The organism is Telluria sp. RB2R28 (genome assembly GCF_059685835.1).
Map to the genome: position 1 here is coordinate 933552 of NZ_JCASIK010000002.1, position 15229 is coordinate 948780.

General features: G+C 63.5%; 13 protein-coding genes. 10 read left to right on the top strand and 3 right to left on the bottom strand.

Going from position 1 to position 15229, the window contains the following annotated elements:
* Positions 1-5: 5 nt before the first annotated feature.
* The 9 genes from AC56LV_RS11715 (at position 6) to AC56LV_RS11755 (ending at position 9650) form a co-directional block, all read left to right on the top strand.
* Entirely contained in the window at positions 6-1604 is a 1599-nt protein-coding gene (locus tag AC56LV_RS11715; RefSeq protein ID WP_499557796.1) for a GGDEF domain-containing protein, read from the top strand.
* Between the two features lie 192 nt (positions 1605-1796).
* Positions 1797-3329 carry a flagellin N-terminal helical domain-containing protein gene (locus AC56LV_RS11720; protein ID WP_499557798.1) on the top strand — a complete coding sequence of 511 codons (1533 nt, stop codon included), beginning with the start codon at positions 1797-1799 and terminating at the stop codon, positions 3327-3329.
* Between the two features lie 85 nt (positions 3330-3414).
* Positions 3415-3759, top strand: a complete 345-nt coding sequence (locus AC56LV_RS11725; protein ID WP_499557800.1) for a flagellar protein FlaG — start codon at positions 3415-3417, stop codon at positions 3757-3759.
* 181 nt (positions 3760-3940) lie between these two features.
* Positions 3941-6565, top strand: a complete 2625-nt coding sequence (gene fliD / locus AC56LV_RS11730) for a flagellar filament capping protein FliD (RefSeq protein ID WP_499557802.1) — start codon at positions 3941-3943, stop codon at positions 6563-6565.
* Positions 6566-6590: 25 nt separating this feature from the next.
* Positions 6591-7043, top strand: coding sequence for a flagellar export chaperone FliS (fliS, locus tag AC56LV_RS11735; protein WP_499557804.1), 453 nt, complete (start codon positions 6591-6593; stop codon positions 7041-7043).
* A 20-nt stretch (positions 7044-7063) separates the two neighbouring features.
* The gene (locus tag AC56LV_RS11740) at positions 7064-7387 is read left to right on the top strand and encodes a flagellar protein FliT (RefSeq protein ID WP_499557806.1); all 324 of its coding nucleotides are present in this window, start codon (positions 7064-7066) and stop codon (positions 7385-7387) included.
* A 22-nt stretch (positions 7388-7409) separates the two neighbouring features.
* Positions 7410-8552: a flagellar hook-length control protein FliK gene (gene fliK, locus AC56LV_RS11745; protein ID WP_499557808.1), complete on the top strand. Its 1143-nt coding sequence runs from the start codon at positions 7410-7412 to the stop codon at positions 8550-8552.
* Positions 8545-8889 carry an EscU/YscU/HrcU family type III secretion system export apparatus switch protein gene (locus tag AC56LV_RS11750; protein WP_258835295.1) on the top strand — a complete coding sequence of 115 codons (345 nt, stop codon included), beginning with the start codon at positions 8545-8547 and terminating at the stop codon, positions 8887-8889. The genes fliK and AC56LV_RS11750 overlap by 8 nt, the downstream gene beginning before the upstream one ends.
* A gap of 8 nt (positions 8890-8897) precedes the next feature.
* A complete protein-coding gene (locus AC56LV_RS11755; RefSeq protein WP_499557810.1) occupies positions 8898-9650 on the top strand; it encodes a flagellar brake protein in 753 nt (250 codons plus the stop codon).
* An 11-nt stretch (positions 9651-9661) separates the two neighbouring features.
* Here AC56LV_RS11755 and AC56LV_RS11760 read toward each other — a convergent pair whose 3' ends face one another.
* A complete protein-coding gene (locus AC56LV_RS11760; protein ID WP_499557811.1) occupies positions 9662-10462 on the bottom strand; it encodes an alpha/beta fold hydrolase in 801 nt (266 codons plus the stop codon).
* Between the two features lie 158 nt (positions 10463-10620).
* On the opposite strand from AC56LV_RS11760, the gene AC56LV_RS11765 reads away from it, so the two are divergent.
* A complete protein-coding gene (locus tag AC56LV_RS11765; protein WP_499557813.1) occupies positions 10621-12141 on the top strand; it encodes an HD domain-containing phosphohydrolase in 1521 nt (506 codons plus the stop codon).
* On the opposite strand, the gene AC56LV_RS11770 is transcribed toward AC56LV_RS11765, so the two are convergent.
* Entirely contained in the window at positions 12138-12722 is a 585-nt protein-coding gene (locus tag AC56LV_RS11770) for a PEP-CTERM sorting domain-containing protein (protein ID WP_499557814.1), read from the bottom strand. The two genes, AC56LV_RS11765 and AC56LV_RS11770, sit on opposite strands and share 4 nt — an antisense overlap.
* Before the next feature lie 35 nt (positions 12723-12757).
* A complete protein-coding gene (locus AC56LV_RS11775) occupies positions 12758-15001 on the bottom strand; it encodes a phosphocholine-specific phospholipase C (protein ID WP_499557816.1) in 2244 nt (747 codons plus the stop codon).
* Positions 15002-15229 lie beyond the last annotated feature (228 nt).

Here is a 15229-nt window from a genome sequence, read left to right on the forward strand (position 1 = left end):
AATCCATGTCCACTCCGTCCACACCCGTCACTGCTGCAGCCGGCCCTGGCCCCACTGCCGCGCCTGCAGCGAATCCGGCCGACATCGCACGCGAGGCGTTTCGTCGCCTGGCCACGCGCCGTATCGCGCCGACGCCGGACGCTTACCGCGCCATCTATGACGAGATCGCCGGCACCCCGCCGCCGCCGCCCGCGCCGGCCCCGGATGCTGGCGCGATCGAGGTACTGAACGGGTTCGCGCGCCGCATGCTCGATACGCCGGGCGAGCTGGCCGACTACGGCCGGCGCATGACGCGCGCCGTCAAAATGGGTGACTGGAGCGGCTACACCCAGGCCCTCGGCCAGTTGAGCGAGCGGCATCTGCGGCGTAACACCCCGGTGATGGCAATGGGCGACGAAGAACCCCAGACGCGTCTGCTGCGCGACATGCTGGCGCGCACGCTGTCGTTTGCCTGCGCCTCGCTGTTGAGCGACAACCCGGAACAGGTCAAGGAGGCCGAAGCGCTCGGCGCACTGGTCAAGGCGGCGGTTGGCGAAAGCGAACTGCAGGACATCGAGGCGCGCCTGAAGCAGCTGTGCTTCCAGATCGAGCTGCGCAAGGACGACAGCGCGGGCCAGCAGGAACTGCTGCTGCGGCTATTCCGCCTGCTGCTCGACAATATCGAAGGCTTGCTCGAGGACGACAACTATATGCGCGGCCAGGTCGTGGCGGTGCAGGAACTGATTGCCGGCCCCGTGGACACGCGCGCGCTGGAAGACGCCACGCGCAGCCTGAAAGACGTGATCATCAAGCAAAGTCATCTGAAACATGGCATCGCCGACGTGCGCGCGACGATGAAGAACATGATGATGACCTTTATCGACCGCCTTGGCTCGGTGGCCGCCGCGACCGGCGACTACCACGCCAAGCTGGGTGACTTTTCCCAGCGCATCGGCGGCGCGACCGACATCAATGAACTCAATACCGTCCTGGATGACGTGCTGCGCGAGACGCGCCATGCGCAGGACGAAGCGCTGGCCTCACGTGACCGCATGGTGGGCGCGCACCGCGAAGTGCAGGAAGCCGAGCAGCGCATCCGCGAACTGGAAGCCGAGCTGCAGCATATGAGCGAGCTGGTGCGCGAAGACCAGCTGACCGGCAGCCTGAACCGCCGCGGCCTGGACGACGTGTTCGAGCGGGAAAGCGCACGCGCCGACCGCCGCAACACGCCGCTGTGCGTGGCGCTGCTGGACCTCGACAACTTCAAGCGCCTGAACGACACCTACGGGCACCTGGCGGGCGACGCCGCGCTCAAGCACCTGGTCAAGGTCGTGCGCGAGACATTGCGCGCGATGGACGTGATCGCGCGCTTCGGCGGCGAGGAATTTTTGATCCTGTTGCCCGAGACGACCGTCGACGCGGCAGCGGCAGCCATGGTGCGGGTGCAGCGCGAGCTGACCCGGCACTTCTTCTTGCACGATAACGAGAAGATGCTGATCACCTTCTCGTGCGGGGTGGCGCTGCGGGTGCAGAACGAGGAGCAGGCGTCGCTGATGGCCCGGGCGGATAAAGCGATGTACCAGGCCAAGAGCAGCGGGAAGAATCGGGTAGTCGTGGCGGAATGACAATTTCTGAACAGGTGTTTTTCCAGACAGGTAAAAAAAACGATTTATTTTGCGTCCGGCCCTAAACTTTTTCCACAGGGCACCGTTACCAGCAACAACAGCGGTTTGAACGTCACTGAATAACGCGACGGACCAAAGTGAACAGCAGCACGGTCGCTGCACCCCTAGTAAGACCTAGTCTGGAGAATTACCATGGCATCAGTAATCAACACCAACGTCGCATCCCTGAACTCGCAGCGTAACCTGTCGTCGTCGCAAGCGTCCCTGAACACCTCGATCCAGCGTCTGTCGTCGGGTCTGCGCATCAACAGCGCCAAGGATGATGCTGCTGGTCTGGCGATTTCGGACCGCATGAATTCGCAAATCAAGGGTATGACGCAAGCTACCCGTAACGCCAACGATGGCGTTTCGATGGCCCAAACCGCTGAAGGCGCTCTGTCGAGCTCGGGTGACATTCTGCAGCGTATCCGCGAACTGGCGGTGCAGTCGTCGAACTCGTCGAACTCGGCTAGTGACCGTCAAGCTCTGCAAACTGAAGTTACCCAGCTCGGCTCGGAACTGAACCGCATCTCGAACACCACTGAATTTAACGGCCAGAAATTGCTGGACGGTACCATGGGTACTGCCAACTTCCAGGTCGGCGCAAATGCAGGTCAGCTGATTTCGATGACCGGCGCGAACTTCCAGACCAACACGTACGGCAACAATAATATTGCCGCTGACGGTATCGATGCAGCTGCCACCAGCACCGCTTCAACAGGCTCGATCGTTATCAACGGTTCGCTGGGTAGCGAAAAGATCGACACCGTTGGCTATGCCGCAGCAACGGCAGGGCCTCCCGCAACCGAAGCAGTCAAAGGTTCGACTGCCAAGACGATTGCCAGCGACATCAATAATAAGACTGCCAAAACCGGCGTGACCGCCAGTGCCAAAACCGACATGAATCTGTCGATGGGAGCTGGTTCCTATTCGTTCACGCTCGCATCGGACAATGCTGAGCCTGTGAAAGTTTCGTTCTCGGTGGGCGGTAGCGGTTCCAATGCTACTGACTATGCTTCAGCCATCAATGCGGTCAACGCGCAGTCGGCCAACACCGGCGTCACTGCACAATACGACAGCAAGAACGGCGGCATCAAGCTGTCCAACTCGACCGGCGAGAACATTTCTCTTGGCGCTAGTGCTGGCACGGTTAGTGTAAAAAACTACAAAGCTGATGGCGCTGTGCAGACAGCAGCAGCTTTCTCAATGGATCCAACAGTCCCTGCCCAGGCAACAGCAGTGGTCACCGGTCGCATTTCGTACGACTCGGAAAATAGTTTCTCGGTTACTGACGCGGCTGCTAGTGGCACCCCTGCAACGAGTGGCTCAGGCTTCCTGACCCAAGGCACCGAGTCGGCGTCGAAACTGAAATCAGTTGCGTCGCTCGACATCACGTCGTTCGACGGTGCTCAGGCAGCGATCAAGATTGCTGACGCTGCACTGGCCAGCGTCAACAGCCAGCGTGCACAGTACGGCGCACTGCAATCGCGCTTTGAATCGGCAATCTCGAACCTGCAATCTACGACCGAGAACCTGTCGGCATCGCGCAGCCGCATCGTCGATACCGACTTCGCTGCTGAAACCGCAAAAATGACCCGCGGTCAGATTCTGCAGCAGGCTGGTACATCGATGCTGGCCCAGGCCAACTCGCTGCCGAACGGCGTCCTGTCGCTCCTGCGAGGCTAATCGCTAACGCGTAGTAACAGTACGACAAGGTAAGCGATTCCCCGACTGAAGCAATTTGGTCGGGGAATTTTTGCTAGGAAACGTTATGCAGATCCAATCCACTAGTTCATCGCCCAACACGAAGCTGGAGGAACGTCCGGCTACGGTGAGCGGGCATGCCGCCCTGGCACCTCGGGCGGTACCGGAACAAGTCGCGGCCTCTCCTGGACGTGACGAGGTGACGTCCGCGGTCAAGAAACTCAACGAATCGCTGCAGCAGTCCGCGCAGAGCCTGGAATTCGAGATCGACGAAGAGAGCAAGGACGTCGTGGTCAAGATCATCGACCGCGATACGAAGGAATTGATACGCCAGATGCCGACCAAGGAGGCGCTGGAAATGGCCAAGGCGATCGACAAGATGGTGGGGCGGTTGTTCGATCAAACCGCGTGATGCAGCCTTTCTCCCGATAGAAGCGCCGCTCCGTAATGGGACCGGCGCTTTTTCTCCTTAACACAGCGACATGATCATGCAGTGATTCGCTAAAATAAAAAGAGAGCGCCCTTTACCGCTCTTAAGTACCGTTTGTTTCTGCCGATAATAACTTACATTATTGCTTTCACCGGAGAAACAAGTGGCCGCACTCGACATCGAAGGCATTGTTGCAAAGCTGATGCAGGCGGAATCCGCTCCGCTCAACAACTACGCCAAAAAAACGGCGGCGCTTCAGGCAAAGAATGGTGCTTTGAATCAGGTTAGTGCTGCCGTAGGCTCGTTCCAGGCCGCACTGACATCGCTGAATCAATCAAACACGTTCCAGGGCCTGAGTGCAACACCATCGAACAAGGATGTTTTCACTGGTACCGCCACTACGGGCGCTGTGCCCGGCAAGTATCAGGTTAACGTTACTCAACTAGCCCAGTCGCAAAGTCTCAAGACCAACGGCATGGCCAGCAGCACGAGCAGGATCGGCGCCGGCAATCCGGCCAATCTGACATTCCAGTTCGGCACGGTCACTGGCGGCACCTTCGGCGCCACGGGCAATGCGCTCGGCCTGGCAGCTGCGGCCGGCGGCATTGCCAACGGTTCGCTGAGCTTAAACGGGGTGGCAATCAGTACGAACTCGAGCACCCGTAGCGCCCGTGCACTGGCCGAAGCCGTCAACGCGCAGAGCGAAAAGACCGGCGTTGTTGCCACTGCTGGCAGTACCGAAACTGCGGTTGATCTGTTCGAAGGCTTCGGCAAAGTCAGTGTCGATGCCAACTCCAGCTATGCGCTGTCCGTCGGCGGCGTCCAGTTGGCCAACCTGAATACCGAAGGCGCCGAACTAACCGGCACCAAGCTCGATATCGCACTGGCCAGTGCCGGTACTCGCAACGCCCTGGCGGCGGCCAACATCACCGTCAGCGGTACGGCTGCTGCCGGCACGCTGCAATTCAAGGCTGCTGATGGCAGTACGATTGACGTGACCGAAACCGTCACTGGCACTGTCACCGGCGGTATCAAGCACGCAGCCGGCACTGACAACACTGGTGCTACCACCACGGCCACTGCAGGCGTGACGCTGCGCTCGAACGATGGTAATCAGATCCTGGTTGGCGGCAACAACCCGGCATCTGCCGGTTTTACTGCGGGCAGCGTCGGCGCCCACGAGGGCTCGGGCTTCGCGCTCAACGGCGCGCTCAACAGCAAGACGATCACCCTGGCGCCTGGCGACCAGTCGCTGCAAGGCATACGTGATGCCATCAACAAGGCTGACATGGGCGTGACTGCCACTATCGTGTCCGACGGCAGCAGCAAGCCTTTCCATTTGGTTGTAACGTCGAACAAGACCGGTGAAGCAACTTCGATGAAAATCGGCGTGACGGATGAAAACGGTGCAGCAGGCGATCCAGCCTTGGTCGCCCTGCTCGGCTACGATCCAGCTGGTGCGCAAGGCATGATTCAGACAACTGGAGCCCAGAGTACTTTGCTGACGATGAACGGCATCGAAATCAAAAGCGAAGACACCAGTGTCAAGGATGCGATCCAAGGAGTCACCCTCGATGTCAGCGCAGTTGGCAGCAGCACGTTGACGGTGTCAAAAAATACTGCGGCAATCAGCACCGCAGTCAACGACTTCGTTAAAGCCTACAACGATTTGAACAAGACAATCGGTGGGCTGACAAAGTACAACGCAGACACCCAGAAAGGTGGCGTACTGCAGGGTGATTCGGGCGTACGCGCGATCCAAAGTCAATTGCGCAAGCAGATCAGTTCTACCTTGGAAGGCACTGGTGGCAAGCTGAACTCGCTGAGCCAGATTGGCGTCACCTTCCAGCAAGATGGCAGCCTGAAAGTCGACTCGTCCAAGCTCAACAAGGCAATTACAGAAAACGCAGCTGATTTTGGCGGCCTGTTCGCTGCCATGGGTTCGACATCCGATGGCTTGGTAAAATTTGACAAGTCCAGTGCCAGCACCAAGGCCGGCACCTATGGCATAAACATTACTAGCCTGGCTTCGCAAGGCCAGATTACAAGTAACACCGCGCTGGGTGCCGCTACGGTGATCGCGCCGAACACGGTGTGGCGCGTCACATTGAACCAGACCGATCCGGTCACTGAAAGCAAATCGCAGGAAATCAAGCTGCCTGCCGGCACCTATAGCAGGGATGACTTGGCTGCAATGTTGCGTTCTTCTATCAATGGCAATTCGACCTTCGCCGGTGCCGGGGACACGATCGAGGCAAAAGTCAGCGACAAAAACATTCTAACGATGTCATCGAGCAAATACGGCTCGACTTCGAATATCGCTTTTTCGAATGTGAGTGGCACCTCGTTCGATTCCCTCTTCGGTACTGTAGAACCGAGCAAAGGTGCCGACGTGGTCGGCACTATTGGTGGCGTGTCTGCTACGGGCAACGGCCAGTCGCTGACGGCGGCCGCCGGTTCGCCGGCCACGGGGATTCAGGTATCGATCACCGGCGGCGCAACCGGTGAGCGTGGCACCGTAACGTTTTCGCAAGGATTCGCTTTCCAGCTTAACAATCTGGCCACTAGTTTTGTTGGCAAGGATAGTCTGATTAAAGGCAAAACCGACGGCCTGAACGTCTCGATCAAGTCCGTCGCCGACCAGGCTGCGCGCTTCGAAACCCGCCTCGAAGGCATCGAAAAACGCTACCGCGCCCAGTTCGTCGCGCTCGACGCCATGATGAGCTCGATGCAGTCGACCTCGGACTATCTAACCCAGCAGTTGGCGTCCATCGCGGCCAACTCATAATTTCAGCATCACCGGAGAATCTCATATGTTTGGAACCCCGAAACGCGGCGTTGGCGCCTATGCAACGGTTGGCCTGGAGACCGGCGTCGCTGCCGCGTCGCCACAGAAGCTGGTGGTCATGCTGTATGACGGCGTGATCGTAGCCCTGCTCAGCGCAATCAACCACATCAAGTCGTCGAACGTGGCCGCCAAGGGCGCCTCGATCTCGAAGGCCATCACGATCATCGACAATGGCCTGCGCGCCTCGCTCGACCAGAAAGCTGGCGGCGAGATCGCACAGAATCTCGATGCGTTGTACGATTACATGAGCCGCCGCCTGTTGCAGGCCAATATCAAGAACGATATCGCGATCATCGAAGAAGTCCACGGCCTGATGTCCGATCTGCGCGAAGCCTGGGTCGCGATCGGCGAAAAGAGCGATACGGCCGAGCAGGCCGTACCGGCCATCCAGCGTGCCCCTACCCTGATGAGCGCATAAGGTTGACGATGACGATGACGATGAATGGACAAGAAGTGGTAACGGTCTACGAAGCGATGGTCGGCATCACCGAGCGCATGCTCGACGCGGCCACTGCCAGCGAATGGGATCGCCTGGCCGAACTCGAGCAGGAATGCGCCGCCCATGCGCGCCGCCTCAAAGCCAACGAAGGCGTGGCCCCGCTGGCCGGCCAGGAACGCGTGCGCAAGGTCAATGCAATCCGCCGCATGCTCGACGCCGACCGTCGCATCCGCGACCTGACCAGCCCATGGATGGCGCACCTGTCGTCCCTGATCAACAGCAAGTCGACCGAACGCCGCGTCGCGCGCGCCTACGGTATCTGATGCGCCCGGCGGGGGTTGACTGATGCTGCCCCGCGATCTCGTTTCAGGCGTCACGCGCGTCACGCCGGCTCAGGCCGCCGAACAGGCCGTCGACCCGCGCCAGCAAGCCTTCGCGCGCGCCGTCGCGCCGCTGCTGGGCAAGGCGATCCACGGCGAAATCCAGGCCAAACTGACTGACGGCACCTTCGTCGTCAAGTTCGCCGACACCCAGGCGCGCATGCAGCTGCCGCCCGGCGCGCTGGTCGGCGCCGACGTGCCGCTCACGCTGATCGGCCTGCATCCCCGCCCCACCTTCCAGGTCGGCGCCCAGACCACCGCCACAGGTTTTGCCGAAGCTGGCCCCGCACCGCAAGCCGACACCGACGCCCCGGGTGCACCGCTGGGCTACCGGGAAGGCGCCGCACTCGGCCGCGCCGGCGCCCTGCTGGCCTCCAGCGCCGGACTGGGCGCGCAGGCCTTTGCCGGCGGCACCGAAGCGAAAAACACCACGCTCAGCCCCACTGCCCAGGCCCTGGCCGGGGTGCTGGCGGCCGCCCAGAAAGCCGAGACGGTGCTCACCGCCGTCACCGGCAATACGCCGCTGGTGGCCACGCCGGACGCCGATCCGGCGGCGCTGGCCGCCGGCCTGAAGCAGGCGTTCGGCAGGAGCGGCCTGTTCTACGAATCGCACGTGGCCGAATGGGCGCAGGGTTCGCGCGCGCTGGCCGAACTCGCGAACGAGCCGCAGCAGCAGGCCGCGCAGAACGGCGCGCGCCCGAACCCGCAGGATCCCGCCACCGCGCAGTTCATCAGCATGCAGCTGGCGGCGCAAGAGCAATCGCAACTGGCATGGAAAGGCCAGCTGTGGCCCGGCCAGCCGATGGAATGGGACGTGCAGCGCGAAGCCCACGGCGGCGGCGGCGACGATGACGGGGCCATCTGGAACAGCCGCCTGCGCCTGCGGTTCCCCGAACTGGGCGAACTCGATGTGCAGCTGCGGATGGTGGGCGGCGCCTTGCAGATCGGGCTCGCGACCGGCGACGACGCCACCGCCGCCCTGCTGCGCCAGCACGTGCCGAACCTGGCCGGCGCACTCGATTCGGTGGGCACGCCGCTGGCAGGGTTCGATGCGCGCGCGCGGGCTGCGGCGGCGCCGCAGGACGATGATGATGGTGACCATGAATAAGCTGGCCAACCAGCGCATCAAGAGCGCAGTGGCGATGGCCTACAGCGCCGGCGAGAAAGCACCGACGGTCGTGGCCAAGGGCTCCGGGATGGTCGCCGAACAGATCATCCAGCGCGCCCAGGATGCGGGCGTGTTCGTGCATGAATCGAAAGAGCTCGTCTCGCTGCTCATGCAGGTCGATCTGGACCGCGAAATTCCCCCAACGCTGTATCGAGCAATTGCGGAACTGTTGGCATGGCTATATCATATTGAGTCGGCTAAAAAGAACGGTGAGTCAATGCCCACCGCGCCCGATCCGACGCCTCACCTCCCCCCGGAACAAGCGTCAAGGACATAAGCCTAGCAATGGATGAAGCAGAACTGGAAGACTGGCACGACTACGAAGTCGCATCGCGCCGCGAGATCATCTCGCTGCTGCGCCAGATCGGCGAACACAACCAGCTGATCCGTCTGCTGATCAGGGGTGAGGCCGATGTCTGCGTGACCTCGATCCTGGCAGTGGACGAAGACAGCAACACGCTCGTGCTCGATCGCTCGGTCGATCCGGCCCAGAACCAGCGCATGGCGGGCGCGGCGCGCGCGAAGTGCGAAACCACGCTCGACAAGATCCGCATCCTGTTCGGCGCCGCCAACCTGGCCCCCACAGTCTGGCGCGGCGAACCGGCACTGCGCGCCGACATTCCCCCGACCCTGATCCGCCTGCAGCGGCGCGAGTACTACCGCATGGCCACGCCCGTGACCAACCCGGTGCGCGCACTGATTCCGGTGCCGATGGATGGCGGCACGGGCGGCATGAGCGTCTTCGCGCTGCATGACATCAGTGTCGGCGGCATTGCCCTTCTCGACAGCAAGCTGCAGCTCGATACGACGGTCGGGCGCGTGATCGCCAACTGCCGCATCGAACTGCCCGAGATCGGGCCGATCGCCACCTCGCTCGAGATCCGTAACTCGCTCGACCTCACCCTGCTGAACCACAAGACCACGCGCCGCATCGGCTGCCAGTTCGTCGACATCTCGCGTGGTGGCCTGGCGGCGGTGCAGCGCTACATCACCAAGCTCGAACGCGAGCGCAACGCGAAGCTGGCCGGGCTGGCTTGACCAGTGTGCGGTCAGCCTTGCTTGCTGGCCGCCACTGCTTCCAGGATCACCTTTGCCACATCGGCCGGGCGCGATTGCTGCGGCACGTGGCTCGACGGCAGCACGGTGGTGCGGGCGCCAATCTTCTTCGCCATCGCGCGCTGCTGTTGCGGATCGATCATGCGGTCCTTGCTGCTGACGATGTACCACGACGGTTTGACTTTCCACGCTGCATTGCTGACTTTCTCGCCGAAAGCGCTGCCCTTGATCGGCCCCTGGGTCGCGCTCATCACGGCCGTTTGCGCGGCCGGCACGTCCTGCGCGAAGTCGTCACGCATCGCCTCCGGCGGCAGCGTCACGAAGCCTTCACTGTCGGCCACCAGCTTGCCGATCCCGGGCGACGGCGCATACCCGTGACCCAGTTCGGCGCTGGCCTGGCCGGCATCCGGCGCAAACGCCGCCACATACACCAGCGCCGCGACCTTGTCGTGGGCGCCGGCTTCGGTGATCACGGTGCCACCCCATGAGTGCCCGACCAGCACCACCTTGCCGGTCTGCGCATCGAGCACGCGCCGGGTGACAGCGACATCATCCTTCAGCGACGTGAGGGGATTCTGGATCGCGGTGACTTTCACACCCTTCGCCTGCAGCAACGGAATCACTTTGGCCCAGTCGGACCCGTCGGCAAAGGCGCCGTGGACGATGACGACGGACGTTACTGCAGGCGCCGATGCGGCCGCCGGTGCTGCTGCCGGTGCTGCTGCATATGCCGCGCCGCTGACGACGGCAGCTGCGATGGCGATGGTGCGAAGCGTGGTGGTGAGTGTGGTCATGAAGTTCTCCTGGTGGGTGGTTGCTACGGTGAACCCAGTATAGGAAGCGACTTGACAATCCGGTATCGGTCGATCGACCGATGCAGGCCGAACTGGCTATACTATCGGCGCCATCCAGCACGCAGGTGCGTCACCTGCCCATCCCACATAAAGGCATCATGGACACGCTAACCCGGGCATCCACGCCACCGCTCTCGCCTGCCAGCATCAGCCTGCACGGCCACGATACGGTGACGCTGGCGCAAGCCATGGGACTGCTCGCGATCGTCGGCGACCTGAGCATGGGCCAGCCCATCGATGCGTCAAGGCGCGCCGCGCGGCTCGCCGCACGCATCGCGCTGGCCGCCGGCTGCGACGCTACCGCGGCTGCCCACGCGCGCATGGTGGCCCAGCTGCGCTGGTCGGGCTGCACCGCCAATGCCGCCGGGTTTGCCACGCTGCTGGGCGACGACGTAGGTGGCCGCCACGCGATGCTGGGCCGCACGCTCACGGCGCAGCAGGCTGCGCGCCTGGCAGACATCACTCCGTTGGCCGAAATCCACTGCGAAGTCGCGGGCGACATCGCCGCCATGATGGGCTTGCCCGCCCCGGTCGAACACGGCCTGCGCCACGTGTTCGAACAGAACGATGGCGGCGGCCTGCCGTACGGCCTGCGAGGCGACGCGGTGCCGGCCGTCGTGTACCACGTGGCCCTGGCCGGCGACATCGAGATCTTCACGCGCGTGCATGGATTGACTGCGGCGCTGGCGATGGTCGACCGCCTGGGCGGCGTCAAGTATCCGGCGGACCTGGTGGCGCAGGTGCTTCCACAGGCGCAGGCCTGGCTCGAAGCACTCGACGGCGCTGAAGAGCCGGCGCCGTTGAACGACTTCCTGCCGCTGTCGGTGCCGCTGACGCTGGTGGCCGACATGATCGAACTGAAGCTGCCCTGGCTGGCAGGCTACTCACGCCGCGTGGCGCTGCTGGTGCAAGGCGCCGCGCAAGGGGCCGGCCTGCCGGACGCCGGCCAGCGCAGCCTGGCGCGCGCGGCGCTGCTGCACGGGATCGGGCGCGTTGCCGTGTCGAACACCGTCTGGGAACGCAAGGGAAAACCGGGCGATATCGACTGGGAAGCCATTCGCCTCGTGCCCTACTGGACCGCACGCGCCGGCAGCCGGATCGACGGCATGGCGGCCGACGCGCAACTGGCCTCGCACGTGTATGAACGGCTCGATGGCAGCGGCTACTTTCGCAGTCTCGATGCCGGCTCGCTCGGCCTGCCGCAGCGCCTGCTGGCCGCAGCGGCAGTCTACGTGGCCCTGCGCTCGCCGCGGCCATGGCGCGCCGCGTACGAACCGGCGGCAACGCTGACGCTGCTCGAAGCCCAGGTGACGGGCGGGCGCCTCGATCGGGCCGCCGTGGATGCCGTGCTGGCCGCCGCCGCTGGCCACGCCGCGCCGGCCACCAGCACGGCATCGGCCACCGCGCCGGCATCGGCATCGGCGCGCCAGTTATTGTCGGCGCGCGAGGTCGACGTCCTTCAGCGTATCAGCCTGGGCGAGACCAACAAGGAAGCCGCCCGCGCAATGCGGATCAGTCCCAGCACCGTGCGCACGCATGTCGAGAGCATCTTTCGCAAGCTCGGATGCTCGACCCGCGCCGCAGCGACCTTGCGCGCGCTGACACTGGGACTGATTTAAAACGACGCGCGGCGCACCCGCAACGCACCGGCCATGCCCAGGCCAGCCAGCAGCAGCGCCAGCGAACCCGGTTCCGGCACCTCGGTCGCATCGGCAAAGCTGAAATCATCCATCGCATACGAGCCCTGCACGCCACTGGAGACGACCACCGTATCGATCGCGCCATCCCAGCCGGCGTCCAGAAACGCGGCCACGCCGGACAGTTGCAGCGCTGCCGTACTGGCGACCAGCAAGCCCTGGAAGTACAGGTCGAAGCGCACGCTGGCGTCCTCGTAGCCCGAGAACCAGGCGCCCTCGAAGACGGTGGGCGCCAGGAAGCGGATGGTGCTGGCGACCGGCCCGCCGTCGGTCCAGTCGGTGGTGACACGGCCCGCGCCGGAACGGGCGGCAAACGGCGCTTGCTCGCTCGTGAAGACATTCAGGCCGGCGCCCGACCAGTCGAGGCCACCGTAGTTGGCGGCGACGGCGGCGTAGCCGTCAGGACCGACGATATCGTCGAAGTCGAGCACGGTCGCCGAGGCGAAGGGGGCGCACAGCGCGAAGGCGGCGGCTGCGGCAGCGTTACGAAGGGTGATGTGCATGGAATTCCTGTTGAGGGTGATGGGAGCGAACATGGTCAGACCAGGCCCAGTGCCGGATCGCTGACCGTGTGGCGGCCGGTTTCGACGCGCCCGGCAAAGCGGCGCAGGTAGTCGGGCTGGCCCGAGACCGTGGCGCTCAGGTCGTACCAGTAGCCATTGGCCGCCAGCGGAATGCGCACCAGCAGTTCGGTGCGCGGGGCCAGCGTGTGCAACTGGCGCAGTTGCGCGTAGGCGTTCGCATTCAGGTTGAACGTGCACGGCGCCGCGCCGGTATTCATCAGGCGCAGCACCAGCTCGCCCGTGGCGGCATCGCAGCGCACGTGGACGTCCGGCCGTGCCTGCCCTGCCGCGACGGCGCGCAGTGCGCTGCCTGTGAAGTGGCGGTGATAGCCGTTCGGGCCCAGCACCCACAGATCGTAGGCGCCGCCGACTGCGGGCGTCCAGCTGTCGGCCAGCGATTTGCCCGCCTCGACGGTGTAGCGGCGCGGCACGGCGGCCAGGTTCTTGCGGTCGTAGACGTGGAAGACCGCGCCCTGGCGCCCGCTATTGATGAAGTTCAGCGTCACCTGCACGGCAGCCATCGTGGCGCCGGGCTGGACCTGGCAGGTGGTGGCCAGTTCATACGGGAGCGCGCGCGATGGCCGCGTGCCCGGCGCCTGCAGCGGCATTTGCGGCGACGCTGGTGGCGCGATCTGGGCAAGGCGCTGCTGCGCGGCGCGCAGGGCATCGGCCTGGCTGCGATTGGTGCGACCCTGCAGTGCCGGCAGCGCCTCGTCGTTCGGTGTCGCGAAGTTGAAGGCGCTCGTCAGATCGCCGCAGACAGCGCGGCGGTACGCGCTGATGTTCGGCTCGATGACGCCGAAGCGTGTTTCCAGGAAGCGCAGCACCGACGTGTGGTCGAATACCTGCGAATTGACCCAGCCGCCGCGGCTCCACGGCGAAATCACGTACATCGGCACGCGAGGACCCGGCCCGTAGACGCGTCCGTCCGCCGCCGGTTGGCGGGTGCTGCCGGCAGGCCGGGGGTGCGTGTAGTATTCCGGCCCCAGCGCGCCAGGAGACAGCGTGGTCTTGCCGGCGTAGCCGCCCTTGCCGTCCGGCGATGGCGCCGAAGGCGACGGCACGTGGTCAAAGTAGCCATCGTTCTCGTCGAAGTTGACGATCAGGACCGTCTTGCTCCAGACCTCGGGATTGGCCGTCAGCGCGTCCAGCACCTCTTGCAGGAACCAGGCGCCCTGCACCGGGCTCGATGGGCCCGGGTGTTCGCAGTAGATCGACGGTGCGTTGATCCACGAGACCTGCGGCAGCTTGCCTTCGCGGATGTCGCGCCTGAAGGCATCCAGGTATTGCTCGGGCTTGGTACCCGGCAAGGTGTTGGCGATGCCCTTGTAGAGCGGGTTCTTCGCGTTGTCGGTAGCCGCATCGTAGGCGTGATACGGCAGCGCCTGGCCCGTGTTGGTGTATGGCTGACCGGGCGCGCCGCCGCTGGACACCGGATAGCCCGACGCGATATTGGCGCGCCGGAACTGGCGGAAGGCGCCCAGCATATTGTCGCCCCATTCGTCGGGCATGTTCTGGTAGCTGATCCAGCTCACGCCCGCCTTCTCGAGGCGCTCCGCATACGTGGTCCAGGTGTAGCCCGTGTTCACGCCGCCGGGCAGGCCGTCGATCGCATCCCACTCATTCGAGACAAAGGCCGTGCCGGTAGGCCCGGCGCCGTTGGTGCCGGTCAGGAAGAACGAACGGTTGGCGTCGGTCCCGGTGTGCATTGCGCAGTGGTAGGCGTCGCAGACGGTAAATGCATTGGCCAGCGCAAACGCGAACGGGATCTCGCTTTCCTTGAAGTAGCCCATCGAGATGGGATTCTTGTAGCGCGGCCACTGGTCCATGCGGCCGTTGTCCCAGGCCAGCTGGCTGTCGAGCCAATCGTGTGGCGTGCCATTCACGCGCTGGGCGTTGCCGCGGCTGGCGTCCAGGTGGAACGGCATGACCACGTTGCCGTCCGCCAGGCGCTGCTGCCAGACACTGCGTCCTTCGGACAGCGGGATCGTGAAGCGGTCACCGAAGCCACGTACGCCCTTGAGCGTGCCGAAATAATGGTCAAAGGCGCGGTTTTCCTGCATCAGGATCACGACGTGCTCGACGTCGCGGATGGTGCCGGTCGCGTTATTGGCCGGGATGGCCAGGGCGCGCTGGATGGCAGGCGGGAAGGCGGCAAACGTGCCGGCGGCGATACCCGCGCGCGCACTATTGCGCAGGAAACTGCGTCGTGAAGTCATAGGGGCGTATCCAAAGACGTGAATGTTTTAGCCGGGAAATTTATGTTGCATTATGTTGTCTTGCCGACATGATGCAAGACGGCGCCAGAGTACGCCCGGATCGTGACGACGCCATGACACGTCCAATGGATTGGCGGTAGACGTGAAGGCAACGTGAAAACAACAATCACCGTTGTCACGCAATTATTTTTTTAAAGAAATATTGCGCACGATTGGAATTTTATTTGC

Excerpts from the sequence above, each read along its gene's own strand:
- AC56LV_RS11715 (WP_499557796.1), top strand. The coding sequence starts at position 6 with ATGTCCACTCCGTCCACACCCGTCACTGCTGCAGCCGGCCCTGGCCCC.
- AC56LV_RS11740 (WP_499557806.1), top strand. The coding sequence starts at position 7,064 with ATGAATGGACAAGAAGTGGTAACGGTCTACGAAGCGATGGTCGGCATC.
- AC56LV_RS11750 (WP_258835295.1), top strand. The coding sequence starts at position 8,545 with ATGAATAAGCTGGCCAACCAGCGCATCAAGAGCGCAGTGGCGATGGCC.
- AC56LV_RS11770 (WP_499557814.1), bottom strand. The coding sequence starts at position 12,722 with ATGCACATCACCCTTCGTAACGCTGCCGCAGCCGCCGCCTTCGCGCTG.
- fliK (WP_499557808.1), top strand. The coding sequence starts at position 7,410 with ATGCTGCCCCGCGATCTCGTTTCAGGCGTCACGCGCGTCACGCCGGCT.
- AC56LV_RS11760 (WP_499557811.1), bottom strand. The coding sequence starts at position 10,462 with ATGACCACACTCACCACCACGCTTCGCACCATCGCCATCGCAGCTGCC.
- fliS (WP_499557804.1), top strand. The coding sequence starts at position 6,591 with ATGTTTGGAACCCCGAAACGCGGCGTTGGCGCCTATGCAACGGTTGGC.
- AC56LV_RS11720 (WP_499557798.1), top strand. The coding sequence starts at position 1,797 with ATGGCATCAGTAATCAACACCAACGTCGCATCCCTGAACTCGCAGCGT.
- AC56LV_RS11725 (WP_499557800.1), top strand. The coding sequence starts at position 3,415 with ATGCAGATCCAATCCACTAGTTCATCGCCCAACACGAAGCTGGAGGAA.
- AC56LV_RS11765 (WP_499557813.1), top strand. The coding sequence starts at position 10,621 with ATGGACACGCTAACCCGGGCATCCACGCCACCGCTCTCGCCTGCCAGC.
- AC56LV_RS11775 (WP_499557816.1), bottom strand. The coding sequence starts at position 15,001 with ATGACTTCACGACGCAGTTTCCTGCGCAATAGTGCGCGCGCGGGTATC.
- AC56LV_RS11755 (WP_499557810.1), top strand. The coding sequence starts at position 8,898 with ATGGATGAAGCAGAACTGGAAGACTGGCACGACTACGAAGTCGCATCG.